The 23,832-nt window shown below is 68.1% G+C and carries 24 protein-coding genes and 2 riboswitches; of the genes, 10 read left to right on the forward strand and 14 right to left on the reverse strand.

The window, feature by feature from the left end; translation table 11 throughout:
- Window positions 1–307: 307 nt before the first annotated feature.
- The gene (locus AC5P9I_RS15810; protein WP_130768225.1) at window positions 308–2,485 is read left to right on the forward strand and encodes a primosomal protein N'; all 2,178 of its coding nucleotides are present in this window, start codon (window positions 308–310) and stop codon (window positions 2,483–2,485) included.
- Window positions 2,486–2,559: 74 nt separating this feature from the next.
- On the opposite strand, the gene AC5P9I_RS15815 is transcribed toward AC5P9I_RS15810, so the two are convergent.
- Both AC5P9I_RS15815 and AC5P9I_RS15820 read right to left on the reverse strand, forming a co-directional pair.
- On the reverse strand, window positions 2,560–3,180 hold the full coding sequence (locus tag AC5P9I_RS15815) for a glutathione S-transferase family protein (protein WP_049470955.1): 621 nt from the start codon (window positions 3,178–3,180) through the stop codon (window positions 2,560–2,562).
- A gap of 111 nt (window positions 3,181–3,291) precedes the next feature.
- A complete protein-coding gene (locus AC5P9I_RS15820; protein WP_049470953.1) occupies window positions 3,292–4,071 on the reverse strand; it encodes an NYN domain-containing protein in 780 nt (259 codons plus the stop codon).
- Window positions 4,072–4,194: 123 nt separating this feature from the next.
- On the opposite strand from AC5P9I_RS15820, the gene AC5P9I_RS15825 reads away from it, so the two are divergent.
- The gene (locus AC5P9I_RS15825; protein ID WP_053505340.1) at window positions 4,195–5,475 is read left to right on the forward strand and encodes an NAD(P)/FAD-dependent oxidoreductase; all 1,281 of its coding nucleotides are present in this window, start codon (window positions 4,195–4,197) and stop codon (window positions 5,473–5,475) included.
- A 98-nt stretch (window positions 5,476–5,573) separates the two neighbouring features.
- Here AC5P9I_RS15825 and AC5P9I_RS15830 read toward each other — a convergent pair whose 3' ends face one another.
- From AC5P9I_RS15830 to AC5P9I_RS15840, 3 genes are all read right to left on the reverse strand, one after another.
- Window positions 5,574–6,029 (reverse strand): hypothetical protein, encoded by a 456-nt coding sequence (locus AC5P9I_RS15830; protein ID WP_130768226.1) that lies wholly within the window; start codon window positions 6,027–6,029, stop codon window positions 5,574–5,576.
- Window positions 6,030–6,032: 3 nt separating this feature from the next.
- The gene (locus AC5P9I_RS15835; protein ID WP_495217373.1) at window positions 6,033–6,464 is read right to left on the reverse strand and encodes a nuclear transport factor 2 family protein; all 432 of its coding nucleotides are present in this window, start codon (window positions 6,462–6,464) and stop codon (window positions 6,033–6,035) included.
- A gap of 71 nt (window positions 6,465–6,535) precedes the next feature.
- Complete coding sequence (locus AC5P9I_RS15840; protein ID WP_130768228.1) at window positions 6,536–6,811, reverse strand: GIY-YIG nuclease family protein; 276 nt, start codon at window positions 6,809–6,811, stop codon at window positions 6,536–6,538.
- A gap of 40 nt (window positions 6,812–6,851) precedes the next feature.
- A riboswitch (glycine riboswitch) is annotated at window positions 6,852–6,941 on the forward strand.
- A 13-nt stretch (window positions 6,942–6,954) separates the two neighbouring features.
- Window positions 6,955–7,058, forward strand: a riboswitch (glycine riboswitch).
- An 84-nt stretch (window positions 7,059–7,142) separates the two neighbouring features.
- Between AC5P9I_RS15840 and AC5P9I_RS15845 the strand changes: the two genes are divergently transcribed.
- The gene (locus tag AC5P9I_RS15845; RefSeq protein WP_005411215.1) at window positions 7,143–7,760 is read left to right on the forward strand and encodes a trimeric intracellular cation channel family protein; all 618 of its coding nucleotides are present in this window, start codon (window positions 7,143–7,145) and stop codon (window positions 7,758–7,760) included.
- A complete protein-coding gene (locus tag AC5P9I_RS15850; protein ID WP_262103194.1) occupies window positions 7,757–7,879 on the forward strand; it encodes a hypothetical protein in 123 nt (40 codons plus the stop codon). The genes AC5P9I_RS15845 and AC5P9I_RS15850 overlap by 4 nt, the downstream gene beginning before the upstream one ends.
- A gap of 65 nt (window positions 7,880–7,944) precedes the next feature.
- On the opposite strand, the gene AC5P9I_RS15855 is transcribed toward AC5P9I_RS15850, so the two are convergent.
- The 6 genes from AC5P9I_RS15855 to AC5P9I_RS15880 all read right to left on the reverse strand — a co-directional run bounded on the left by AC5P9I_RS15855 (window position 7,945) and on the right by AC5P9I_RS15880 (window position 13,097).
- Window positions 7,945–9,018, reverse strand: a complete 1,074-nt coding sequence (locus AC5P9I_RS15855) for a 3-deoxy-7-phosphoheptulonate synthase (RefSeq protein WP_235644611.1) — start codon at window positions 9,016–9,018, stop codon at window positions 7,945–7,947.
- A 295-nt stretch (window positions 9,019–9,313) separates the two neighbouring features.
- Entirely contained in the window at window positions 9,314–9,571 is a 258-nt protein-coding gene (locus tag AC5P9I_RS15860; protein ID WP_130768230.1) for a hypothetical protein, read from the reverse strand.
- Between the two features lie 177 nt (window positions 9,572–9,748).
- Entirely contained in the window at window positions 9,749–10,489 is a 741-nt protein-coding gene (locus AC5P9I_RS15865; protein ID WP_130768231.1) for a DNA alkylation repair protein, read from the reverse strand.
- Entirely contained in the window at window positions 10,486–10,986 is a 501-nt protein-coding gene (locus AC5P9I_RS15870; protein ID WP_049470940.1) for a MarR family winged helix-turn-helix transcriptional regulator, read from the reverse strand. Before AC5P9I_RS15870 ends, AC5P9I_RS15865 begins: the two co-directional genes overlap by 4 nt.
- Before the next feature lie 72 nt (window positions 10,987–11,058).
- Window positions 11,059–12,357: a sensor histidine kinase gene (locus tag AC5P9I_RS15875; RefSeq protein WP_130768232.1), complete on the reverse strand. Its 1,299-nt coding sequence runs from the start codon at window positions 12,355–12,357 to the stop codon at window positions 11,059–11,061.
- Window positions 12,358–12,389: 32 nt separating this feature from the next.
- Entirely contained in the window at window positions 12,390–13,097 is a 708-nt protein-coding gene (locus AC5P9I_RS15880) for a response regulator (RefSeq protein WP_049470937.1), read from the reverse strand.
- A 107-nt stretch (window positions 13,098–13,204) separates the two neighbouring features.
- Here AC5P9I_RS15880 and AC5P9I_RS15885 point away from each other — a divergent pair, with 107 nt between their 5' ends.
- On the forward strand, window positions 13,205–14,128 hold the full coding sequence (locus AC5P9I_RS15885; protein ID WP_130768233.1) for a pepsin/retropepsin-like aspartic protease family protein: 924 nt from the start codon (window positions 13,205–13,207) through the stop codon (window positions 14,126–14,128).
- A 67-nt stretch (window positions 14,129–14,195) separates the two neighbouring features.
- Window positions 14,196–15,359 (forward strand): serine hydrolase domain-containing protein, encoded by a 1,164-nt coding sequence (locus tag AC5P9I_RS15890; RefSeq protein ID WP_049470933.1) that lies wholly within the window; start codon window positions 14,196–14,198, stop codon window positions 15,357–15,359.
- Window positions 15,360–15,477: 118 nt separating this feature from the next.
- Here AC5P9I_RS15890 and AC5P9I_RS15895 read toward each other — a convergent pair whose 3' ends face one another.
- From AC5P9I_RS15895 to AC5P9I_RS15905, 3 genes are all read right to left on the reverse strand, one after another.
- Window positions 15,478–16,089: a DUF6445 family protein gene (locus AC5P9I_RS15895; protein ID WP_053505355.1), complete on the reverse strand. Its 612-nt coding sequence runs from the start codon at window positions 16,087–16,089 to the stop codon at window positions 15,478–15,480.
- Window positions 16,090–16,223: 134 nt separating this feature from the next.
- A complete protein-coding gene (gene groL, locus AC5P9I_RS15900) occupies window positions 16,224–17,873 on the reverse strand; it encodes a chaperonin GroEL (protein ID WP_005411226.1) in 1,650 nt (549 codons plus the stop codon).
- Between the two features lie 81 nt (window positions 17,874–17,954).
- Window positions 17,955–18,242, reverse strand: coding sequence for a co-chaperone GroES (locus AC5P9I_RS15905; RefSeq protein ID WP_005411227.1), 288 nt, complete (start codon window positions 18,240–18,242; stop codon window positions 17,955–17,957).
- Window positions 18,243–18,554: 312 nt separating this feature from the next.
- Between AC5P9I_RS15905 and AC5P9I_RS15910 the strand changes: the two genes are divergently transcribed.
- From AC5P9I_RS15910 to AC5P9I_RS15925, 4 genes are all read left to right on the forward strand, one after another.
- Entirely contained in the window at window positions 18,555–20,345 is a 1,791-nt protein-coding gene (locus AC5P9I_RS15910; protein ID WP_130768234.1) for an endonuclease, read from the forward strand.
- Between the two features lie 68 nt (window positions 20,346–20,413).
- A complete protein-coding gene (gene cutA, locus AC5P9I_RS15915; protein ID WP_049470927.1) occupies window positions 20,414–20,752 on the forward strand; it encodes a divalent-cation tolerance protein CutA in 339 nt (112 codons plus the stop codon).
- Window positions 20,749–23,127 carry a protein-disulfide reductase DsbD domain-containing protein gene (locus tag AC5P9I_RS15920; RefSeq protein ID WP_130768235.1) on the forward strand — a complete coding sequence of 793 codons (2,379 nt, stop codon included), beginning with the start codon at window positions 20,749–20,751 and terminating at the stop codon, window positions 23,125–23,127. Before cutA ends, AC5P9I_RS15920 begins: the two co-directional genes overlap by 4 nt.
- Window positions 23,124–23,687, forward strand: coding sequence for a TlpA family protein disulfide reductase (locus AC5P9I_RS15925; RefSeq protein WP_053461533.1), 564 nt, complete (start codon window positions 23,124–23,126; stop codon window positions 23,685–23,687). Before AC5P9I_RS15920 ends, AC5P9I_RS15925 begins: the two co-directional genes overlap by 4 nt.
- Window positions 23,688–23,832 lie beyond the last annotated feature (145 nt).

The raw sequence follows: 23,832 nt of genomic DNA on the forward strand, positions 1-23,832 counted from the left end.
GGTTTCGGGGAAAACTGCGGCATCCGCCTGAATTCACTCTGTTTCAGCTTTGTTTCACACATAAGTTGTTGATTTTGATTGTTTTTGCCGTGTGGCGATTTTTTGACCAACCTGAGCGTGAGGCCGTCGCCATCGGCCTCCTGCGCGTCCGCTGGCCGGTAACGCACAACGTTATCCACAGAACATGTGGATAAGACTGAATCTCCAATGGACACCGATATTTAGGTGACATTTATGATTCAAGGGACGCCGTCCGGTCGCCCCGTCCGCTGCCATCCGCGCGCGCATGGCCCGGTACACTGGCCCGATGCTTTCACCGATTCCGACCCTGCAGGTCGCCCTGCCCGTCCCGCTGCCGCGCCTGTTCGACTACCTGCCACCGGAAGGCGATGGCCCTGCGATTGCGGTCGGCTGCCGCCTGAAAGTGCCGTTCGGCAACCGGGAGCTGGTCGGTGTCGTGACCGGCCACGGACAGACGGACGACGGGCAGGGGCTGCGCCAGGCCCTGGCGTGGTGCGACCCGCAGCCGTTGCTGCAGGGCGAGCTGTGGCAAAGCCTGCAATGGCTGGCGCGCTACACCCACGCGCCGCTGGGCGAGGTCGTCAGCACCGCCCTGCCCGGTCCGCTGCGGCATGGTGAGGCCCTGCCCGACACCCACCATTGGGGCTGGCAGCTGACAACCGAGGGCCATGCCCAGCGCGCGACGCTGCGCGCCGGCAGCCGGCCGCGGCAATTGGCCGAACTGCTGGCCGACGCCATCGTCGATGAAGACGTGCTGGGCGAACGCATGGAGGATTGGCGCACTGCCGCACGCAGCCTGGCCAAGCGCGCCCTGGCCGAGCGCGTCGCGCTGGCAGTGGCGCCCCAACACGCGCAGCCGCTGCCGGGCCCTACCCTCAACCCGGACCAGGCCGCCGCCGTGGCCGCGATCACCGCCGCCGAAGGCTTCCAGCCGTTCCTGCTCGATGGCGTGACCGGCAGCGGCAAGACCGAGGTCTACCTGCAGGCGATCATCCATTGCCTGGCGCACGGCAGGCAGGCGCTGGTGCTGGTACCGGAAATCGGCCTCACCCCACAGACCCTGGCCCGCTTCCGTGGTCGCCTCGGCATTGCGGTGCATGCGCTGCATTCGGGCTTGAACGACAACGAGCGCGCGCGCGTCTGGGCAGCGGCCTCTCGCGGCGAAGCGCGGGTCATCGTCGGCACCCGCTCGGCGGTGTTCACGCCGTTGCCGCAGGCCGGCCTGTTGATCGTCGACGAGGAACACGACGGCAGCTACAAGCAGCAGGATGGCATCCGCTACCACGCGCGCGATTTCGCCCTGGTCCGGGCCAAGGCGCTGGGCATTCCGGTACTGCTCGGCAGCGCCACGCCCTCGCTGGAAACCCTGCACAACGCCTACGCAGGCCGCTACACCCACCTGCGCCTGAAGCAGCGTGCCGGCGATGCGCGGCCACCGCGCGTACGTATCCTCGACGTACGCAAGCGGCCGCTGCATGACGGCCTCTCGGCCGATGTGCTGGCCGGCATCGGCGAGCACCTGCAGCGTGGCCAGCAGGTGCTGGTGTTCAAGAACCGCCGCGGCTACGCGCCGGTGCTGCTGTGCCATGACTGCGGCTGGACTGCGCCGTGCCAGCGCTGCGACGCGCCGATGACCGTGCATGGCGGGGGCCGGCGCCTGCAATGCCACCACTGCGGCGCGCGGCAGCCGGCACCGCTGGCGTGCCCGGCCTGCGGCAGCCTGGCGCTGCAGCCGCAGGGCATCGGCACCGAACGCCTGGAAGAGCACCTCACCGCCGCCTTCGCCGACTTCCCGGTGGTGCGCATCGACCGCGGCACCACCTCGCGACGCGACGCGCTGGAACAGCAGCTGGCAAAACTGGGCGACCAACCCGGCATCCTGGTCGGCACGCAGATCCTGGCCAAGGGCCACGACCTGCCCAAGCTGACCCTGGTGGTGGTGGTGGGCATCGACGAAGGACTGTTCTCGGCCGATTTCCGCGCCAGCGAGAAACTCGCCCAGCAGCTGATCCAGGTGGCCGGTCGCGCCGGGCGTGCACGTGACCCCGGCGAGGTCTGGCTGCAGACCCACCACCCCGGGCATCCACTGCTGGAAACCCTGGTCAGCGGTGGCTACCACCCGTTTGCGCAGGCCGAGTTGAACCAGCGCCAGGCGGCCGGGTTCCCGCCATTCGCGCATCTGGCGCTGATGCGTGCTGAAGCGCAGCAGGTCGAGCATGCCAACGCATTCCTGCTGGCCGCGCGGCAGCTGCTGGGCGAACAGGACGTGGTCGAGGCCTACGGGCCGATGCCCGCACCGATGCCACGCCGCGCCGGCTACCAGCGCACGCAGCTGCTGCTGTCGGCCCTGCAGCGACCGCCCCTGCATGGCGTGCTTTCGCAACTGGTACCGCAGCTGTACGCGCTGCCGGAAGCCCGCAAGGTGCGCTGGTCGCTGGATGTGGATCCGACGGATCTGTATTGAGGGGTCAGAGCCCCTTGGTTATCGGGGCCGGATCCCTTTCCGCAGGAAAGGGCTCTGACCCCGAACGCCTTCGCTTACGTCAGCGGCGACATCACGCCGCGCTGGTAAGCTGGTCGCTCGCGCAGGCGCGCATACCACTCGGCCAGGTGCGGCAGGTCCGGGCGCTGGATCGGCAGTTCATACCAGGCGTACACCAGCGAGCCGAGCGGAATGTCGCCCATCGCGAACGTCCCGCCCGACAGCCATGGCTGCGTGGCCAGGGTGGCATCGGCCATCGCCAGGTAGTCACCGGCACGGACGATGGCCGCGTTGATGCGCGCTTCGTCACGGTCGGCCGGCGCGGTGCGCATGATGCCCCAGACCAGGTCGCTGTACAGCGGCGCCATCCGCGAAGTGCTCCAGTCCATCCACTTTTCGGCCTGCGCGCGCTCCATCGGGTCCTCGGCGTACAGCGTGCCCAGCGCATAGCGCGCGCTCAGGTAACGCACGATGGTGTTCGATTCCCACAGCGGCAGGCCGTGGTCCTCGATCACCGGCACCAGGCCGTTGGGATTCATCGCCTGGTACTCCGGCGTCTGCGTGCCGCCGTGGCTGCCGCCGACTTCGATGGATTCGTACGGCAGGCCGATCTCCTCGGCACACCACAGCACCTTGCGGACGTTGCTGGAATTGCGACGGCCCCAGATCTTCAACATGCGGGTTTTCCTTGCTGGCAATGCGAGCGGCAACGATACGCCTGATCGGTGGGTGATGTGCGTGCCGGGTGCGGGATCTGGCATCTGCAGCATGCCGGCCAGCGGCCGGCACTACCGGTTCTTTTTCGGCAGCGCGCGTACGTAGGACGACTTGCCATCCTTCTTCAGCTCGAACAGGCCGATGGCCGCCAGCAGGTCGCTGAGCTTGCCGTAGCCATAATTGCGCGGATCGAACGAGGCCTGGTTGCCGATCTGGCTGCCGACCGGCCCCAGGTGCGACCAGCCATCCTCGCCCTCGGCCGCAGACACCGCGCGGCGCAGCATCTTCACCAGCCGCGTGTCGCTGCGCATCTCCGCGCCGCTTTTGCGCGGGCGTGCATCGTCATTGGCGACGGGCTCGTTGGATGCCTGTTCGCTCGATGCCTGCTCGGCATCCGGCACACTGGCGTGGGTCTGGCCCAGCGCTTCCAGGTAGGTGAACTTCGAGCATGCGTTGACGAAGGGTTCGGGCGTTTTCTTTTCGCCGAAGCCATACACCTTCACGCCATCGGTCAGCAGGCGCATCACCATCGGGGTGAAATCGGCATCGCTGGAGACGATGGCGAAGCCATCAAGGTTGCGCGCGTACAGCAGGTCCATGGCATCGATCACCATCGCCATATCCGAGGCATTCTTGCCCTTGCTGTAGGCGAACTGCTGGATGGGGCGGATCGCATACTCATGCAGTACCGCTTCCCACCCCTTCAGTCGCGGGCTTTTCCAGTTGCCATAGGCGCGGCGCACATTGGCCACGCCGTAGCGCGCGACTTCGGCCAGGACCTCGTCGATCTTCGAGGCCGGCGCGTTGTCGGCGTCGATCAACAGGGCGATGCGCTTTTCCGGTTCGCTCATGGGCTCCTCACGGGCCGTTGCCTGAACCCGAGTATCGCCGATCCGGGCGGTCGCTGACGTGACAGGTGGCCGCCGTGCGAAGATGCCAGGCGCTTCCCCCAATGCCCCCACTGGAGTGAGTCGATGAGTCGCGAGCGCGTTCCCCACCTGGTCGTTGTCGGCGGCGGTTTTGCCGGTCTCTGGGCCACCCGTGCCTTGGCCCGCGAACGCATACGCATCACCCTGGTCGACCGCCGCAACCATCACCTGTTCCAGCCGCTGCTGTACCAGGTGGCCACCGCCGGCCTGTCCGCACCGGATATCGCTGCACCCCTGCGCCACATCCTCGGCCACCAGCGCAATGTGGAAGTCCGCCTCGGCGAAGTGGTGGCCATCGACAAGCAGGCCCGGCAGATCCGCATGGCCGATGGCAGCACGCTGGACTACGACAGCCTGCTGCTGGCCACCGGCGCCACCCACGCCTACTTCGGCAACGATCAGTGGGCCGACGATGCGCCCGGGCTGAAGACGCTGGACGATGCCATCGCACTGCGCCGCAAGCTGCTGCTGGCATTCGAGCGTGCCGAGGCCGAACCGGACCCTGCAAGGAAGGCGGCGTGGTTGAGTTTCGCCATCGTCGGCGGCGGCCCGACCGGTGTGGAACTGGCCGGCACCCTGGCCGAGATTGCACGCCACACGCTGCGCAATGAGTTCCGTCATATCGATCCGGCCAGTGCCAAGGTGCGGCTGGTGGAGGCCGGCCCACGCGTGCTGTCCTCGTTCCCGGAAGTGCTGTCGCTGAAGGCGCGCCGGCAGCTGGAAAAGCTGGGCGTGGAAGTGCTGACCGGGACCCCGGTGAGCAACATCGACAGCCAGGGTTTCACGCTCGGTGACCAGTTCGTGCCGGCGCGCACCGTGGTCTGGGCCGCCGGCGTGGCGGCGTCACCGCTGGCGCGCACGCTGGACGTGCCGCTGGATCGCGCCGGGCGCGTGCCGGTACAACCGGACCTGACCCTGCCCGATCACCCGGAGCTGTTCGTGGCCGGCGATCTGGCCGCACTGAGCCAGGCCGACGGCAAGCCGGTTCCCGGCGTGGCGCCCGCCGCCAAGCAGATGGGCAAGTACGTGGCCGAGGTGGTCCGCGCACGCCTGCACGGCACGCCCGCACCCGGCCCGTTCAAGTACGCCGACTACGGCAACCTGGCCACCATCGGCCGCATGGCCGCGATCGTGCACCTGGGACGGCTGCAACTGTCCGGCGTGCTGGCCTGGTGGTTCTGGCTGGCCGCGCACGTGTTCTTCCTGATCGGCTTCCGCAACCGCATCGTGGTGCTGCTGAACTGGGCCGTGGCGTACTGGAGCTACCAGCGCAGTGCGCGCATCATCTTCGGTGATGACCAGGAAGACCGTCGCCCCCGACGGTAGTGCCGGCCGCTGGCCGGCTGCGGCGCGGTCGGTTCCCTTTCCGCAGGAAAGGGCACTGACCCCGTCAACACCCTCCACGCATGGCGTGGCTCTAGGCTCTACTTGCTCATCGGGCCACCGGGGACCCGCCGTTTCGACCAGGTCCGGCAGAAATCCTCCTTTCTCGCAGTATCGGCAATCTGCGCGGTACTCCAATGCCGGGTGATCCAGATCGTCAATGCGGTACTGCTGAGATGCCAGCGCAGCATGCCGCGCTGTGGTTGCCGCCACAGGTGGCGCCGGGCAATCCAGAAGGCCTCCCGCTCCACTTCAGGCACCTTCTTCTTCATTCCGTCCTTGTCGAAGAACTGGGCAGTGAAGTGCCAGGGATTCATCGGCTGGTATCCCGCCCGTGGTTCACCGCTGCATGCGGCCACACCACTGGGCACGCGGTCCGCCGGCTTCGGCCGACCATCCACCAGCGCCAGCCCGAGCAGATACAGCAGGCCAGGCAGAAGCGCGACACCCGCGACCAGGACGACGACGGAGATCCATGCGTTGCCGGCGGCACGCATCGCTCACTGCGCCTTCGGTTTCGGGTACCACAGCGCGTTGACGATGACCCAGCGCTGGCCGAAGCGCCCCATGTGGAAGTAGTCGACGAACCACGGGGTTTCCAGCCGCGCCGAGGCCGCGTTGCCGGTCACGTCCAGCACCGTGCAGCGGCGATCCCATTGATCCTTCGGGGTCTTCAACGCGCCCTGCTTCGTCAACGAGACCAGTTCTTCCTTCGACATCCGGCGCAGGCCCAGGCGTTCGTCGGGTGTATCGCCGAGGACCGCGCGCTTGGCCAGGTCCGGATGCAAGGAGTGGGCGACCCGCTGCGGGTTGGCCTCCAGCTGGCCATCGACGTAGTCGTGGCAGGTGGCTTCGATGGCCGCGAGGGTGGCCGGGTCGGCGGCAGGGCTCGTTGCTGCGGAAAGAGCGAACAGCAGGGCGATCGTCGACATCCGGGTCTCCAACTCTGGGCGCGGGGCGATCATCGCATGGGCCGGGTAGCCCATCCACGCAGGGCGTGGATCTACAGAAGCGTCTCGACCGGTTCCTGCAGCCAGGCCAGCTTGCGCTCGCGGGGCTGCTGCTTGAGCTGCCACTCGGCGCGTGAGGCGGCGGCCCGGTCCGGGTACTCGCGCACGGCCAGCACGCGCAGCGGTGGCCGGGCCCGGGTATAGCGTGCGCCCTTGCCGGCCTGGTGGGCGGCGAAACGCGCGTCCACGTCGGTGCTGATGCCGGCGTAATAGCTGCCATCGCGGCATTCGAGCAGGTACAGGAACCACGGGCGGAGGGACGGGGCCATGCCCGGATTATGCCGTGCTGCACTGCAGCGGATATACTGGCGCCCGAATGCAGGAGAGAGGCGCCGCGCTGGCGCCCGCCGAAGGCGCAGGCTCCCATGATCGCTCAGGCCGGTGGGCTGGAATCCCACCAACCATGCATTCGACTCGCCGAGCTGGAGAGAGGTCACCGGGCACGCCCGGGACGATCCGCCGAAGGGGCACGCGGCCCATGCCGCTGAACTCTCAGGCAAAAGGACAGCGGGAGCGGCACCGGTCATCGTCATCCCGTCATTGCGCAGGCAGTGGCGGTCGTCGCGCATGGCCGGCCCCACCGCGCCCGGAGTCTGTCCCATGCTGCTGTCCATCATCTACCTGATTGCCATTTCCGCCGAAGCCATGACCGGCGCACTGTCCGCCGGCCGCCGCCGCATGGACCTGTTCGGCGTGGTCATGATCGCCTGCGTCACCGCCCTCGGTGGTGGATCCCTGCGCGACATCCTGCTCGGCCACTACCCGCTGGGCTGGGTGAAGCATCCGGAGTACCTGGGCTTCACCGTATGCGCGGCGCTGATCGCCACCTGGGTCGCACGCTGGATGCACCACTTCCGCCGCACGTTCCTGGTGCTCGACGGACTGGGCCTGATCGCCTTCACCCTGATCGGCTGCTCGATCGCGCGCGAAGCCGGCCATGCGATGCCGATCGTGCTGATCGCCGGCATGCTGACCGGCGCGTTCGGCGGCGTGCTGCGCGACATCCTCTGCAACGAGGTGCCGCTGATCTTCCAGAAGGAGCTGTACGCGATCATCGCGCTGCTGACCGGCGCGGCGTACCTGTTGCTGCTGCACTGGGGCGTGGCCGACGCCACCGCGATCCTGTGCTGCCTGGGCGGCGGCTTCGCGCTGCGCCTGCTGGCCATCCACTACCGCTGGGAAATGCCGAAGTTCGTGTACCACGACGAAGTGCATTGAGGATCGTGTTCGCCGGGACCCGCACCACCCCGGCGATGGACCTGGCGCTGTCGCTCATGCGCAGCGCCAGGCGCATCACCGGTGCAGACGGGCCGGTCTCCAACTCCGACCGGCCCTGATCGCGGCCGCACCCCCGCAGGCGCTGGCCGCCATCCACACACGTGCCGCACTCAAGCGGCTTCCATCAGGCGGCTTCGGACACCTTCACTTCACGACGGGCGCGCACGGCCGCAGCCAGCCGCTCCAGCACCGTCACCGTGGTATCCCAGTCGATGCAGCCATCGGTGATGCTCTGCCCGTAGACCAGCGGCTGGCCTTCCACCAGTTCCTGGCGGCCACCGATCAGATGGCTCTCGATCATCACGCCGACGATGCGCTGTTCGCCCTCTTCCAGCTGAGCGGCGATGTCGTCGATCACCTTCGGCTGGTTTTCCGGGTTCTTCAGGCTGTTGGCATGGCTGGCATCGATCATCAGCCGGGTCGGCAGCTTGGCCTTGGCCAGCACCTGGCAGGCCTCGCCGACGCTGCCTGCGTCATAGTTCGGCTGCTTGCCGCCGCGCAGGATCACGTGGCAATCCGGGTTGCCGGTGGTCGACACGATGGCGGTGCCGCCCTGCTTGGTGACCGACAGGAAGTGATGCGGATTGGACGCCGCCCCCACCGCGTCAGCGGCGATCTTGACGTTGCCATCGGTGCCGTTCTTGAAGCCGACCGGGCACGACAGCCCCGAGGCAAGCTCACGATGCACCTGGCTTTCGGTGGTACGCGCGCCGATCGCGCCCCACGCCACCAGGTCGGCGATGTACTGCGGCGAGATCACGTCGAGGAACTCGACACCGGCCGGCAGGCCGAGCTTGTTGATGTCGCGCAGCAGGCCTCGGGCGATGCGCAGGCCCTTGTCGATCCTGAAGCTGCCGTCCAGGTCCGGATCATTGATCAGACCCTTCCAGCCCACCGTGGTGCGCGGCTTCTCGAAGTAGACGCGCATGACGATTTCCAGTTCGCCGGCCAGTGCATCGCGCAGCGGCTTGAGGCGCTGGGCGTACTCGATGGCGGCGTTGGGATCATGGATCGAGCACGGGCCCACCACCACGGCCAGGCGGTCGTCACGGCCGTGCAGGATCTGGTGCAGGGCCGCGCGCGAGGCGCTGACGGTGTCGGAAGCTTCATCGTCACAGGGCAGCATCGCCAGCAGCTGGGCGGGCGGTGTCAGCGGTTCGATGGTGCGGATACGCAGGTCGTCGGTGTGCGGGGGCATTGGGGGAGATCTCCGGAACGTTGGGGGTCCCCAGCGTGGCGACATGAAAAAAGCCGCCAGGTTCGCTGGCGGCTTTCGGGAATGCGTCTGAAGCTTTCTTCAGGGTGAGCGCAGTCCTTCCTCCGCCAGTGGCTTCGGAAAGTAATACCAGTAAAAGCGGGTAGCGGCTGCGTTCATGGGATCTATTGATAGCACAGCTTTTGCGCAGTGCAAAATGTTTCATCCGCAACTGGGGACGTGGTTCAGCGAGGTGGGCTCCAGCGCTGCCTCCGTGGCGGCAGCCACGCAACGTCGGTCATTTGCCATGCACTTCCACGTCCAGCAGCAGGCCTTCGTGGATGTCCGCCCAGCGATCCAGGACGCGGTCCAGCTCCTGCCTGGCCTCGTCCAGCTGCTCGGGGTTGAGCAGGGAGCGCGTTGTATAGAGATCGGAGACCAACCGCCGCAGGGTCGCTTCCGGGATGGCCACCGACGGCCCTTCCAGCCCCGGCAACTGCAATGCCGGGCTGTCGCCAAGCGGGCCGAACAGCGTGACCTGGAGCGTGCTCTGCATGATCAACTCCCCTGCGGATGGACATGGGCAATGCCCTGTTTACCGCGTCCGGGTGACCGGCGCATGTGCCATGCGCGTCCGGGGTGCAGGCGGGGGTGGCGGTATAGCGCTCGATGAAGGTGTGCGACATGCTGCTTCTTCCTTGAAGGTCCGGGGGGTGCCGGCCAGCGGCCGGCACTACCGGAGCGAGCGCAGTGCACGCTTGCGGATGTAGGCATTGGCGTCGCTGTGGTGTTCGTACTGCCAGCGCGCGCACAACGCACGCAGCCACTGCGGCTGCGTCTTGCCGGCGTCGTTGAGCCAGTTGCCCACGGAGTCCTGCACGTAGCGCTCCGGGTCGTTGGCCAGCGCTTCCAGCAGCGGCAATGCATGTTCCGGGTGCCGCTTGAGCAGCGCGATATGCGTGGCCCACACGCCGCGCGGGCGCAGCGCTTCGCAGGCGAAGCGGCGCAGGTACGGCGATGCTTCCTGCGTCCATGGCTGCAGGTACGCCAGCGCCTGCAGGGGTGCGGCAACAATGTCGGCACGCAGCGCCAGCCACGCCCATTCGCGCACGCCGAAGTGCGGGTCGTCAGCCAGCGGACGCATCGCCTGCAGCTTGGCCGGCAGCGTCGCGCCGGCATCGCTGCCGATCAGGTAGCAGGCCCAGCCGCGCACCGTGTCTGAGACATGCGCCTGCCAACGCGCAGGATCCCCCTGCCCGGCTTCGTGCAGCAACCGCGCCGCCAGCGCCATGCGCTGGGTGATGCCCTTGCCTGAGGCATCGCGCATGCATTGCAGCGCTTCCGGCTCAAGGGCAGGCGCCACCACCTGCAGCAGCGCGGCGAAATCCACGGCCAGGCATTCGGCCAGATGGGTGGCAGCGGCGCTGCCACTGTTGAGTGCACGCAGCCTTTGCGCAGGAACGGGCGTGCTCATGCTGCGGATTCCCGCCCAGCGTCCGTGTGCTGCCAGACCTTGTGCAGCAGCTGCGACAACTGCTGCTGTTCACCCGCGTCCAGGCCGTTGAACAGGCCGCTGATCCAGTGCGTGTGCTGCTCGAACAGCGATTCGGCCAAGCGCTTTCCCGGTGCAGTCAACACGATCTGCACACGGCGGCCATCCCCGTCATCGCTGCGACGCTGCAGCAGGCCTTCACGCTGCAGGCCATCGAGCAGGCCGCTGATGGTGGCGCGGGTCACCCCGGCATGCTCGGCCAGCAGGTGCGGCGGCAGTGCGCCACCGGCCCCGTGCAACAGGAACAGCACGATGAAGCGGCCCTCGCTGAGCCCATGCGGTGCCAGCCGCGCGGCGCAGTCGCGATCGATCGACGAGGACAACGAGAGCAGCTGGAAGCACAGGTGCAGCGGCGCGATGTTGGCGTGGCCGCGTCGCTGCGCTTCTGCCAGAAGAGCGCGGTGCTTGGCTTCGATCATCTGGCGTCCGCATGTGGTTAGGTGCCTAACTATATTGCAGGATGGCTGAGCCAGGCAAATCGGATGTGAATTTCAGCCAGTGCTTCCCAGCAGCAGGCGTGCGATCAGCCCACCGCCCTCACGGTGCAGCAGCTGCAGTTGGCCGGCATGTCGCCTGGCCACGTTGGCGGCCACGGCCAGCCCCAGCCCGGCCCCGCCGGTGGTGCGGCTGCGCGAGCTCTCGCTGCGCTGGAAGGGTTGCAGCAGGCGTGCGCGGTCGGCCTCGGCGATGCCGGGGCCACGGTCCATCACATCCAGCTGCACGTCCTGGCCGGCCAGGGCCACCTGCAGCTCCACGGCCCCCGCGTAGCGCGCGGCGTTGTCGATGAGATTGTCGACCGCGCGCCGCAGCAGCAGTGCATCGCCGTACCACGGCAACGTGTCCGGGCCCTGCAGCACGATGTCCACCCCGCGCAGCAGCGCCGCCTGCACGCAGTCCTCGAGCAGGGCCGCCAGATCCAGCGCGCGCATCTGCGGCGGCTGCAGTTCGCCACGTGCGTAGTCGAGCACCTGCTCGATCATCGCGTCCATGCGCTCGATGTCCGCCACCATCCGCGCCGCCTGGGGCGCGGGCGCGAACTCGGCGCGCAGGCGCAGACCGGTCAGGGGTGTGCGCAGGTCGTGCGCCACTGCTGCCAGCATGTGGGTCATCTCCTGCGCCTGCGCGCGCAGGCGTTGGCGACCGGTGCTGATCGCGGCGGCCAGCACCTGTACTTCGCGTGGGCCATCATCGGGCAACGGCACTTCGGCCTGCAGGTCGGCACGCGCACTGGCTTCGGCCAGGCGGCGCAGCGGCCGCCCCAGCCGTATCGACGCCCATGCCGCCAGCGGCGCCAGCAACACCGCGCCGCCCAACAGCGCGAGCATCACCTGCCGGCGCCAGGCGGCCAGATCGCTGTGATCGCTGCCGACCACCTGCCAACGTCCATCGGCCTGGCGCACGCCCAGTTCGAACGGCGGCCACTGCATGGCGGTCAATACCGCCGACTGCGCCTTCAGTACACCGGCCCGAGCGGTCGCATCGAGCACCGCGCCGCCCTCGATGACCTGCACGTCGGGCGCCTTGCCCTGCCCGCTCCAGACCCAGCGCACGTCCTTCGCCGGCAGTCCCATCTGCAACGCCGCCAACTGCGTGAGCCAGCCGCTGGCGCTGCCCTGCGGGGGCCCGTCCTGGCGGGCCAGATGCAGGCCCAGCGGCGCGGCCTCCCGTTCGCCGCGCAGCACCTGCATGGCCTGGTCCAGCCGCATCGGCGGTGGCGCGGGACGGGGCATCCAGCCGACCACCGCCACGCTGACCAGGGTCGCCAGCAGCAAGCTGGCCAGGGCCAGCATCGCGATCCAGCGTGCAGTGGACCACCGGCCGCTCACAGCACCTGTACCGCGGCATCGAAGCGGTAGCCTTCACCGCGCGAGGTCTGCACCAGGGCTTCGGCACCCGGCGCGGCCTGCCCCAGCTTGCGGCGCAGCCGGCTGACCGCCAGGTCGACTGCGCGATCGACCGTGTCGCTGGATTCGCCGCGGCTGAGCTGCAGCAGCTGCTCGCGGCCGAGCACCCGCCCGGGCCGCTCGGCCAGCGCCAGCAGCAGGCTGAATTCACCGCGGCTGAGCACCAGTTCGCTTCCATCCGGCGCCAGCAGGCGCCGTTGTTCGGGCAGCAGCCGCCAACCGGCAAACCGCAGCTCGCTGGGCACCTGGGCGCGCAGCTTGTGCTGGCGACGCAGCAACGCGCGCACCCGCGCCAGCAGCTCACGGGGATCGAACGGCTTGGCCAGGTAGTCATCGGCGCCCATCTCCAGGCCGATGACCCGATCGGGTGCGCTGCCCATCGCAGACAGCATCAGGATCGGAATGGCCCGCGCCTGCAACCGCCGGCAGACCGAAAGCCCATCTTCGCCGGGCATCATCCAGTCCAGGATGATCACGTCCGGGCGTTCGACCTGCAGCAGCACGTCCAGCGCAGTGGCGTCCGCCGCCACGCGCACCTGGTAGCCGTGCAGCAGCAGGCAATCGGCGATGGCGTCGCGGATGCTGGCGTCGTCATCGACGACGATGACACGGGCAGAAGTACTCATGCAGACAGTATCGGGCAGGTCTGTATCAGGACGGTATCAACACTGATATTCCTGCGATACGCCGCAGCGCGCCAATGGTCGCCCCATGATCACTGCGGAGCCTTCCCTTGCGCCTCATCCTTCTCTCCCTGCTTGCTGCCGCGCTGCCCGCGTGGGCATCCGACGCCCCCGAGCACGTCCTGCCGATGTGGATGCAGGGCGGCCACCCGGCGGTGGCCGTCTCGCTGGACGGACGCGCGGAACCGCTGCGCTTTGTGGTCGACAGTGCCGCCGGGGCAACCCTGGTCGATGCACGCGTGGTCCGGCGCTATGGCCTGGACGATGCGCAAGCGGCCGTGTCGCAGGCCCAGGGTGCCAGCGCGAACGCGGCCCGGCTGCAGCGCATGCGCAGCACGGCGTGGCAACTGGGAAGCTGGCAATTGAATGCCAGTGGCATGCAGGTCGATCTGTCCTCCCTGGCGAAAGACGATGACCCGGCGATCGACGGCTTGATCGGCAATGATCTGACCGGGCGCTGGGACACCCGCTGGGATTTCGGCCGCGAGCAGCTGGCGCTGTGGACGCCCGGGCGGTTGAACCTGGAGGGACCGGGCTGCCAGCCCAATGCACTGCCCGGGCGCAGCGCTGGCCTGCACCAGTTCGGCTTCATCATGCTGACGCTGGGCACGCCGGGCGTTGAGGCGGTCGCCGTGGTCGATACCGGCGCGGCACAGACCGTACTCAATGCCGAAGCCGCCCGCGCACTGGGGCTGCGCACCGACGGCAGCGATGCACGGGTGCGCCTGCGTGCAAAGGGCACCGAAGGCCTGGGTGGCGGTGCGCAGGCCACCTGGCTGTACACCCTGCCCGGCATGAACGGCGGCGGCTGGCAGCACCCTTCGATGGAGGTCCGGATCAGCGAACTGCCGGTGTTCAAGGCGATCGGCCTGGAGGCACGACCGGCGCTGATCCTCGGTGCCGATGCGATGCGCGGCGGCCAGGTGGACATCGGTGCGGGGGCGGCGCGGATCTGCCTGCGCCGGCCCGGCTGACCTCCGGCCCATGACGGTGGGACCTGGCTGGCGTAGCATCCGCCCGGTCCCGCCAGGAGTTCCACGCATGCGCCGTGCAGTCCTGATGTTGCTGACGCTGCTCCCGCTGGCCGTGCTGGCCGCGCCGCCTCCACTGCCCTCGCCCGCCCGCATCGATGCCGAAGCACAGCGCCTGATGCGGGCCGCCCATGCGCGCGGCATGGCACTGGCCGTGGTCGATGGCGGCAAGGTCGTGCATGTGGCCGCCTATGGTGAACGCAACGCCACGGGCGAGCCGTTGCGCACCGACACCGTGATGTACGCCGCGTCATTGACCAAGATGGCCTTTGGTCACCTGGTCGCGCAGTTGGCGCAGGACACGCCGATCCAGCTGGACGCCAGCATTGCCACCGCACTGGACAAACCGCTTCCGGCGTATCCGCCCGAACCGAAGAAGTACGCCGACTACAGCGTGCTGGCCGGCGATGCGCGCTGGCGCCAGCTCACGCCGCGCCTGCTGCTCAATCACGCCAGCGGTTTCGCCAACTTCGGCTTTCTCGAACCGGATGGCCGGCTGAAGTTCCACTTCAACCCGGGCGCCCGCTACGGGTATTCCGGCGACGGACTGATCCTGCTGCAGTTCGTGATCGAACGCGGGCGGCTGGGCCAGGACGTGGGGACGCTGATGCAGGAGCGCATCTTCGACCGCTTCGGCATGACGCGCACCAGCATGACGTGGCGCGCGGACTTCGCCGGCAACCTGGCCGACGGCTGGACCGCCGAAGGCGATACGGTGCCGCACGATGAACGCAGCCGCGTGCGTGCGGCCGGTTCGATGGACACCACGATCGCCGACATGGCCCGCTTCGCCGCCGGCTACGTGCGCGGCGACGGGCTGTCGGCTTCAATGCGCAGGGAGCTGGTGCGGCCGCAGCTGCCGATCACCACCGCCAGCCAGTTTCCCACGCTGCAGCCAGAGCTGCCTGCGGCCCGGCAGCACAAGGGTCTGGCCGCCGGCCTGGGCGTGGTGACGTTCCGCGGCCCGCAGGGCGCAGGGTTCTACAAGGGCGGCCACGACGATGCGGTGGGCAACACGCTGGTGTGCGTGGAGCGGCACCAGCGCTGCGTGGTCATCCTGGGCAACGATGTGCGGGCCGAGGCCACCTTCCCGGCACTGGTGGCGTTCGTGCTGGGCGATACGGGCGTGCCGTGGCAGTGGGAGTACGGCGCGTCGAAGGCCTTCGTCGAATGAGGGTGCGATGACGCCTGCGTATCGCGTGCGGCTGGACGGGCGCATCCACGCATGGCGTGGATCTACCAGCGAAACCGTGCACTTGTAGATCCACGCCATGCGTGGATGCCTGCTCCGCTCAGCGCGCCTGCTCGAAGAACATCAGGTACACCAGCCGGCCATTCTCCGGGCGGTCGCCGAATGCCGGGCCGGCGGTGTGCCAGAACCAGGGCCGCAGCAGCACCAGCCGGTTGAAGCGCATCGGGATGCGCATGGTCATTTCCCACTGGCTGTCGTCGTTGCTGTCGCGCTCGATGATGTCGCGATGCATGTCGCCGCCGTTGGCATACCCCAGCGCTGCCAGTTCTGCCGCATCCAGGGCCATGCGCTCGGTGCCTGTACGCCGGTGGCGGAAGAACTCGGTGCCACCCTCGCAGTGCTCGGCCGCACTCAGGTAGAGGATGCCCGACCAGTGCGAGTGATCGGCGTGCACTTTCGCGCGGCCGACATCGCTGGCCAGGGTCAGCCGGAACTTGCCGTGCGACTGCAGCGGATTGACCGGCCGCAGCGGTTCGTTGACCAGCCGTGACGCCGCCTCGGCCAGGCCGTCCAGTTCCAGCCGCTGCAGAGAGTTGCGACCGGGAAATGCGCCGTCCTGTACCGGATAGGTCAGGCCCAGCGCCGCCTGGCGCAGGGCGTGCGCGTCGGCCGGTGCAAGGAAGTCGTCAACGACGATGAACGAGGTAGGCATGGCCACCGAGCGTAGCGATGCACTGCGGCGGCGGCAACCGCGCAACGAAAAACCCCGCCTTGCGGCGGGGTTCTTCTTTTGCAACGGGAAGGGATGCCGGCCCAGGGCCGGCACCCGATGCCAGGGGCGTGGACTTAGAAGTCCATGCCGCCCATGCCACCCATGCCGCCCATGCCACCGGCGCCACCCATGGCCGGCTCGTCCTTCTTCGGAGCTTCGGCAACCATGGCTTCGGTGGTGATCATCAGGCCGGCGATCGAGGCCGCGTTCTGCAGGGCCGAACGGGTCACCTTGGTCGGGTCCAGGATGCCGAACTGCAGCATGTCGCCGAACTCGCCGGTGGCCGCGTTGTAGCCGAAGCTGCCGGTGCCTTCCTTGACCTTGTTGATGATGACCGACGGCTCGTCGCCGGCGTTGGCCACGATCTCGCGCAGCGGGGCTTCCATCGCGCGCAGGGCGATCTGGATGCCGTGGTTCTGGTCTTCGTTGGCACCCTTCAGGCCGGCCAGCGCGGTGATCGCGCGCACCAGCGCCACGCCGCCGCCCGGGACCACGCCTTCTTCAACGGCTGCACGGGTGGCGTGCAGGGCGTCGTCGACGCGATCCTTCTTTTCCTTCATTTCGATTTCGGTCGAGGCGCCGACCTTGATCACGGCAACGCCGCCGGCCAGCTTGGCCACGCGTTCCTGCAGCTTCTCGCGGTCGTAATCCGAAGAGGTGTCCTGGATCTGGGTCTTGATCTGCGCCACGCGTGCATCAACGTTGGCCTTGTCGCCGACGCCGTCGATGATGGTGGTGTTCTCCTTGGAGACCTGCACCTTCTTGGCGCGGCCCAGGTCCTTGATGGTGGCCTTTTCCAGCGACAGGCCGACTTCTTCGGAGATCACGGTGCCGCCGGTCAGCACGGCCATGTCTTCCAGCATCGCCTTGCGACGGTCGCCGAAGCCCGGCGCCTTGACGGCCACGACCTTGACGATGCCGCGGATGGTGTTGACCACCAGGGTCGCCAGCGCTTCGCCTTCGACTTCCTCGGCCACGATCAGCAGCGGCTTGCCGGCCTTGGCGACGCCTTCCAGCACCGGCAGCAGGTCACGGACGTTGGAGATCTTCTTGTCGTGCAGCAGGATGAACGGGTCATCCAGGTCAGCGGTCTGCGACTGCTGGTTGTTGATGAAGTACGGCGACAGGTAGCCGCGGTCGAACTGCATGCCCTTGACCACGTCCAGCTCGTTGTCCAGGCCCGAGCCTTCTTCAACGGTGATCACGCCTTCCTTGCCGACTTCCTTCATCGCGTCAGCGATGATCTGGCCGATCGACTCGTCCGAGTTGGCCGAGATGGTACCGACCTGGGCGATCGCCTTGTCGTCGGCGGTCGGCTTGGAGATGTTCTTCAGCTCGGCGACGGCGGCCGAAACGGCCTTGTCGATACCGCGCTTGAGGTCCATCGGGTTCATGCCGGCGGCAACGGCCTTGGCGCCTTCGCGGATCAGGGCCTGGGCCAGCACGGTAGCGGTGGTGGTGCCGTCGCCGGCGTCGTCGTTGGTGCGCGACGCGACTTCCTTCACCATCTGCGCGCCCATGTTCTCGAACTTGTCAGCCAGTTCGATTTCCTTGGCGACGGAGACGCCGTCCTTGGTGATGGTCGGGGCGCCGAAGCTCTTTTCCAGCACGACGTTGCGGCCCTTCGGGCCCAGGGTGGCCTTGACGGCATTGGCGAGAACGTTGACGCCGCGCACCATGCGCGAACGGGCGTCTTCACCGAAACGAATATCCTTGGCAGCCATTGCATTTACCTCATTGGTAGCGCCGGACGATGCCCGGCGGCTGGGATTTGGGGGTCAGGTTGAAACAGGTCGCGCGGAGGCTCAACCGATGACGGCGAGCACGTCGTCTTCGCGCAGGACCTTGTACTCGACGCCTTCGCTCTTGTACGAGCTGCCGGCGTACTGGCCGTAGATGACCTTGTCGCCGACCTTCAGCGACGGCGCGCGCACGTTGCCGTTGTCCAGCGGCTTGCCCGGGCCGACGGCCACGACCTCACCCTTGGTGGACTTTTCCTTGGCCGAGTCGGGGATGACGATGCCACCGGCGGAGATTTCGTCGGCTTCGATCGGCTTGACCACAACGCGGTCGTGCAGCGGCTTGATGCTCATAGGAGACCTCTTAAGTGATTGATTGGTCTAAAAAAGTCCGGCGATGTTAGCACTCACCCCAGGCGAGTGCCAGAACCGCACGTGAAGAAACCCGACAACGTCGGGAGCAGGGCAGAGATGGAGCCCCGCGCCCTCCTTTCAAGGGTGGCATCAAAAAAATTTTTCCCGCCCGTGTCGCTTGGCGCTGGTCGGGATCCCGCCAATTTCGGTGACAAGCGTCGCACTGTCAGATATCTGACGTTCATTTACGACAAAGTGTCACTGGATCGGCCTTAGGCTCGACCGGGCATTCCCAATCACAAGGAGGAGTCGATGCGATTGCTGTCACCGCTTGCCGCGGCCTGCCTGCTGGCCCTGGCCGCTGCGCCGGCCCAGGCCGAGGTCTTCATCAATGAACTGCACTACGACGACAGCACCGCCGCCGGTGACGTCGGCGAAGCGATCGAGGTCGTGGCCACCGCCGGCGAGGACCTGTCCGGCTACCGCCTGTACCTGTACAACGGTTCCAACGCATCGGCGGCCGTGGTCTACGCCAACACGCCGGTCCCGGCCGGCACCGCCGCCAGCTGCGGCAGCGCGACCATCGCCGTGGTCAACTACCCGACCAACGGCATCCAGAACGGCCCGAACGATGGCATCGCGCTGGTCGATGCCAGCGGCAAGGTGGTCCAGTTCCTCAGCTACGAGGGCACCATCACCGCGTCCGGCGGCCCCGCCGCGGGGATGACCAGCCAGAACATCCCGGTGGCCGAGACCAACAGCACGGCACCGGGCACGTCGCTGCAGCTGACCGGCAGCGGCAGCCAGTACGCCCACTTCACCTGGGCCGAATCGGCCGGCCAGACGTTCGGCACCTGCAACAACGGACAGACCTTCAGCGGCGGCGGCACCCCGGGCCCCAACACGCCGCCGTCGGTGTCCACCACCACCCCGGCGCAGGGCAGCAGCACCTTCCCGGCCGCCGCCGACCTGGAAGTGGTGTTCAGCGAAACGGTGAACCTGGCCAGCGGCGCCTTCGCCCTGAGCTGCGGTACCTCCGGCAGCGTGCCGCTGACCTTCCCGGCCAGCGGCCGCAGCGTGAAGCTGTCCACCAACACCGCGCTGGTGGCCGGTGAAGCCTGCCGCTTCGACATCCGCGCCGCGCGCATCACCGACCTGCAGGGCGCTCACCCGGCCGCCGACAGCCGCATTGCCTTCACCGTGGCCAGCACCGGCGGCAATCCGGACCCGGGCAACCCCGGCGTGCCGGCCGGCTATTACTCCAAGGTCAACACCAGCAGCCCCAGCCAGCTGCGCTGTTCGCTGCACGCCACGATCAAGGGCCATACCGCCTATCCGTACAGCGGCTCGGGCACCAGCACCTGGACCATCCTGGAAATCGCCGACGAGGATCCGAACAATTCCGGCAGGATCCTGGATGCGTATCGCAACCACAGCTACGCCAAGGTGACCGATCGCGCCGGCAGCGGCAGTGGCCTGAAGTACAACCGCGAGCACACCTGGCCGAACTCGCTGGGCTTTGCCACCACCACCGGTGACAAGGGCCTGCCGTACGCGCCGTATACCGACACCCACATGCTGTACCTGACCGATGCGCAGTGGAACGCCGATCGTGGCAACAAGCCGTTCGGCAAGTGCGACGCCAGCTGCGGCGAGCGCGCCACCGAGGCCAACAACGGCCAGGGTGGCGGCAGCGGTGGCTATCCGGGCAACTCCAACTGGGTGCGCACGCCGGACGGCAACACCGGCACCTTCGAGGTGTGGGGCAAGCGCAAGGGCGACATGGCGCGTGCGGTGATGTACATGGCGATCCGCTACGAGGGCGGCAAGGATGCGGCGACCGGCCAGTCCGAGCCGGACCTGGAGCTGACCGACGACCGCAGCAAGATCGTCAAGACCAGCAGCTCACCGGCCTACATGGGCCTGCTGTCGACCCTGATCGACTGGCACCTGTCCGACCCGCCGGATGATGCCGAGCGTGCGCGCAATGACGTGGTCTACAGCTTCCAGGGCAACCGCAACCCGTTCATCGACCACCCCGAGTGGGCCACCCCGGCCCTGTTCACCTCGGCCAAGCCGGCCACCTGCCAGCTGGCCAACTGACCGCGCAACGCAGCGGTCCACGGCCGCCGCCGGGCCCTGGCCCGGTGGCGGCCCTATACTCGACGGTCATGTCGACCGTCGATCCCGTCCTGCTGCTGTTGACCACCTGCCCGGACCGGGCCAGTGCCGAGCGCATCGCGCACGCGCTGGTCGGCGAGCGCCTGGCCGCGTGCGTGACCCGCCTCGATGGCGCGCAGTCGACCTACCGCTGGCAGGGCGAGGTGACCACCGACGCCGAGCTGCAGTTGCTGGTGAAAACCACCGCGAGCCGCGTCGATGACGCGATTGCCCGGATCGTCGAATTGCATCCGTATGAACTCCCGGAGTGCATCGCGGTCGAAGCCCGGGCCGGCCTGCCGGCGTATCTGGATTGGATCCGGGCACAGACCCGGGAGGACACTGATTGAAGACTCTGTTTGCGCGTGGCGCCGCCCTGTGCGCCCTGTTGTGGCTCTCGCTGCCCGCCTTCGCCCTGGATGAGAAGGACCTGCTGCCGGTGGACCAGGCGTTCGCGCTGACCGCGACCGCCCCCGAACGTGGCCAGGTGCAACTGCAGTTCAAGATCGCGCCGGGCTATTACCTCTATCGCCACCGCACCAGCGTCAAGGCCGACCCCGCCTTCAATGCCGGCGCGCTGCAGATGCCCAAGGGCGACCGCCACCACGACGATTTCTTCGGCGAGGTCGAAACCTATCGCGAGCGCCTGCAGGCCACCCTGCCCGGCACGCCGACCGAGGCCTCCGGCACCATCAGCCTGGAAGTGCGATACCAGGGCTGTGCCGATGCCGGTGTCTGCTACCCGCCGCAGAAGCGCGTGGTGCAGGTCACCCTGCCCGGCGCCGGTGCCGCGTCCGTGCCCCCTGCCGCGCGTACCGGTGCGGCGAACCCGTTCAACAACCCGCTGGCCGGTGCCGGCAACAGCGGCGGCCTGCGCCTGCCGGGTGCGGCCAGCAACAGCCAGGCGCTGCCGCTGCCGTCGGAACAGGCATTCGGCTTCGATGCCATCGCCAGCGATGGCAACACCCTGCTGCTGCGCTTCAGCCCGGCGCCGGGCTATTACCTGTACCGCGACCGCACCTCGCTGAAGCTGGAAGGCAGCGCCGGCGTGCTCGCCGACACCCCACGCTGGCCGGCCGCGCAGTCGCATCGCGACGAGCACTTCGGCGATGTCTCGGTCTACTTCAACCAGGTGGAAGTGCCGCTGCCGCTGCGCCGCACCGTCACCGACGCGGTCGACAGCACCCTGGTGGTGACCTTCCAGGGCTGCCAGACCGATGGCATCTGCTACCCGCCGATGACCCGCCGGGTCAAGCTGTCGATTCCGGCCGGCAAGCTCAGCACGGGCAGCGATCCGGCGCCAGCACGCACTGCGATGGTCAGCCCGCTGCCGGCCGCCGGTGCGCCGCGCGAATCCGCCGACGGCGCGCCGCTGCGCCTGCTGCCGACCGTGCCCAACGAGAACGCCGCCGCTACCGCTGCCGGCAGCGCGACCGCGGGCACTGCATTCGCCAACGATGCGCGCGGTGACAACGCACTGCGCACGCGGCCGCCGGTGACGACGCCGAATCCGGATCGTTCGTTCGTCTGGGTCCTGCTGCTGGCGCTGGCCGGTGGCCTGGTCCTGAACCTGATGCCCTGCGTGCTGCCGATCCTGTCGCTGAAGGTGCTGAGCCTGGCGCAGAGCGGCGAAAGCCCGCAGCGTGCGCGCAGCCATGCGCTCTGGTACACGCTGGGCGTGCTGGTCGCGTTCGCGGTGATCGGTGCGCTGATGGTGGGCCTGCGTGCGCTCGGCAACGCCGTCGGCATCGGCTTCCAGTTGCAGCACCCGGGCGTGGTGGCCGCATTGGCCTACATCATGTTCGCGGTGGGCCTGAGCCTGTCCGGCGTATTCACCCTCGGCGGTGGCATCGGCAACCTGGGCCAGTCGCTGGCCAGCCGCAGTGGCCCGGCCGGTGATTTCTTCACCGGTGCGCTGGCCTGCGTGGTCGGCAGTGCCTGTGTCGGTCCGTTCATGGGCGGCGCGATCGCCTACGCGTTCATTGCCCCGCCGCTGAAGGCGATGACCGTGTTCCTGTTCCTCGGCCTGGGGCTGGCCCTGCCATTCCTGCTGATCGGCTTCGTGCCGGCGCTCGCACGCCGCCTGCCCAAGCCCGGGCCGTGGATGGAAACGCTCAAGCACGTGCTGGCCTTCCCGATGTACGCCACCGCGCTGTGGCTGCTGTGGGTGCTGGGCAAGCAGCGTGGCGTGGACGGCATGGCACTGGTGCTGGGTGGCCTGCTGCTGTTCGCCTTCGGCCTGTGGCTGTTTGAACGCAACCGCTGGACCGGCTCGCGTGCGGTGACCCTGCTCGGCGTGCTGCTGGCGATCGGTGCGCTGGTTCCGGCCTGGGGCGTGACCCAGCTGGCACCGCCGGCGCGGGCCGCACAGGCCGCCAGCGACAACGTGGTCGAGTATTCGCCGCAGTTGCTGGACCGCCTGCGCGCCGACAACCGCGTGGTGTTCGTCAACATGACCGCCGACTGGTGCGTGAGCTGCAAGGCCAACGAACGCGCGGTGCTGTCACGGCCGGAGTTCAAGGAACTGCTCAAGCGCACCAACGCGGTGTACATGCGCGGTGACTACACCAACGTCGACCCGCAGATCACCACGTTCCTGGAGGAGCACAAGGCGGTGGGCGTGCCGCTGTACGTGGTGTACGGCCCCGGCGCGCCGCCGACCGTGCTGCCGACCCTGCTGACCCAGGCGGTGGTCGAGGAAGCGCTGCTGCGCACCGCACGATGAAGTGGCAACGGCCCGCGCTGCTGTGGACAGCGGTGCTGGCCGCCGGCCTCGGCCTGTGGGCCGGGCATCGACTGTCACCCGCCCCGCCCGCACCCGCCACGCCAGCGACGGCTTCCACAGCCACTGCCGCGACGCCCACGCTGCAGGTGGGCGATCAACTGCCGGCGCTGACCTTGCCGGACCTGGCGGGACAGCCCCTCGACCTGCGCCAGCGCTTCGCCGGCCGCCCGCTGCTGATCAATGTCTGGGCCAGCTGGTGTGCGCCCTGCGTGGAAGAGATGCCCGAGCTGGCGCGCTTCGCCGATGCGCAGGGCGATAACGGCGTGCAGGTGCTGGGCCTGGCGCTGGATACCGCGGACGACGTGCGCGGTTTCCTGCAGCGGGTGCCGGTGGAGTACCCGATCGTGATCGAGACCCCGGGGCCACGCGATGCCAGCGTGCAGCTGGGCAATGCGCAGGGCCTGCTGCCTTACAGCGTGCTGTTCGATGCGCAGGGGCGGCTGGTCAAGGCGAAGCTGGGGCCGTTCGCCCAGGGCGAGATCGACCGCTGGGTGAAATGAGGGATCGACAGCACCGCGCCCTGCACCTGCGGTAGTGCCGGCCGCTGGCCGGCAATTTCAACTGCGGGTAGTGCCCGCCGCTGGCCGGCAATTTCAACTGCGGGTAGTGCCGGCCGCTGGCCGGCAATTTCAACAGCAAAAGCAA

The organism is Stenotrophomonas sp. YJH_SMC_29 (assembly GCF_059371235.1).

Bases quoted from the DNA above. Each gene is read 5' to 3' on its own strand.
- AC5P9I_RS15810 (WP_130768225.1), top strand. From the start codon at position 308: ATGCTTTCACCGATTCCGACCCTGCAGGTCGCCCTGCCCGTCCCGCTG.
- AC5P9I_RS15815 (WP_049470955.1), bottom strand. From the start codon at position 3,180: ATGTTGAAGATCTGGGGCCGTCGCAATTCCAGCAACGTCCGCAAGGTG.
- AC5P9I_RS15820 (WP_049470953.1), bottom strand. From the start codon at position 4,071: ATGAGCGAACCGGAAAAGCGCATCGCCCTGTTGATCGACGCCGACAAC.
- AC5P9I_RS15825 (WP_053505340.1), top strand. From the start codon at position 4,195: ATGAGTCGCGAGCGCGTTCCCCACCTGGTCGTTGTCGGCGGCGGTTTT.
- AC5P9I_RS15830 (WP_130768226.1), bottom strand. From the start codon at position 6,029: ATGCGTGCCGCCGGCAACGCATGGATCTCCGTCGTCGTCCTGGTCGCG.
- AC5P9I_RS15835 (WP_495217373.1), bottom strand. From the start codon at position 6,464: ATGTCGACGATCGCCCTGCTGTTCGCTCTTTCCGCAGCAACGAGCCCT.
- AC5P9I_RS15840 (WP_130768228.1), bottom strand. From the start codon at position 6,811: ATGGCCCCGTCCCTCCGCCCGTGGTTCCTGTACCTGCTCGAATGCCGC.
- AC5P9I_RS15845 (WP_005411215.1), top strand. From the start codon at position 7,143: ATGCTGCTGTCCATCATCTACCTGATTGCCATTTCCGCCGAAGCCATG.
- AC5P9I_RS15855 (WP_235644611.1), bottom strand. From the start codon at position 9,018: ATGCCCCCGCACACCGACGACCTGCGTATCCGCACCATCGAACCGCTG.
- AC5P9I_RS15860 (WP_130768230.1), bottom strand. From the start codon at position 9,571: ATGCAGAGCACGCTCCAGGTCACGCTGTTCGGCCCGCTTGGCGACAGC.
- AC5P9I_RS15865 (WP_130768231.1), bottom strand. From the start codon at position 10,489: ATGAGCACGCCCGTTCCTGCGCAAAGGCTGCGTGCACTCAACAGTGGC.
- AC5P9I_RS15870 (WP_049470940.1), bottom strand. From the start codon at position 10,986: ATGATCGAAGCCAAGCACCGCGCTCTTCTGGCAGAAGCGCAGCGACGC.
- AC5P9I_RS15875 (WP_130768232.1), bottom strand. From the start codon at position 12,357: ATGCTGGCCCTGGCCAGCTTGCTGCTGGCGACCCTGGTCAGCGTGGCG.
- AC5P9I_RS15880 (WP_049470937.1), bottom strand. From the start codon at position 13,097: ATGAGTACTTCTGCCCGTGTCATCGTCGTCGATGACGACGCCAGCATC.
- AC5P9I_RS15890 (WP_049470933.1), top strand. From the start codon at position 14,196: ATGCGCCGTGCAGTCCTGATGTTGCTGACGCTGCTCCCGCTGGCCGTG.
- AC5P9I_RS15895 (WP_053505355.1), bottom strand. From the start codon at position 16,089: ATGCCTACCTCGTTCATCGTCGTTGACGACTTCCTTGCACCGGCCGAC.
- groL (WP_005411226.1), bottom strand. From the start codon at position 17,873: ATGGCTGCCAAGGATATTCGTTTCGGTGAAGACGCCCGTTCGCGCATG.
- AC5P9I_RS15905 (WP_005411227.1), bottom strand. From the start codon at position 18,242: ATGAGCATCAAGCCGCTGCACGACCGCGTTGTGGTCAAGCCGATCGAA.
- AC5P9I_RS15910 (WP_130768234.1), top strand. From the start codon at position 18,555: ATGCGATTGCTGTCACCGCTTGCCGCGGCCTGCCTGCTGGCCCTGGCC.
- cutA (WP_049470927.1), top strand. From the start codon at position 20,414: ATGTCGACCGTCGATCCCGTCCTGCTGCTGTTGACCACCTGCCCGGAC.
- AC5P9I_RS15925 (WP_053461533.1), top strand. From the start codon at position 23,124: ATGAAGTGGCAACGGCCCGCGCTGCTGTGGACAGCGGTGCTGGCCGCC.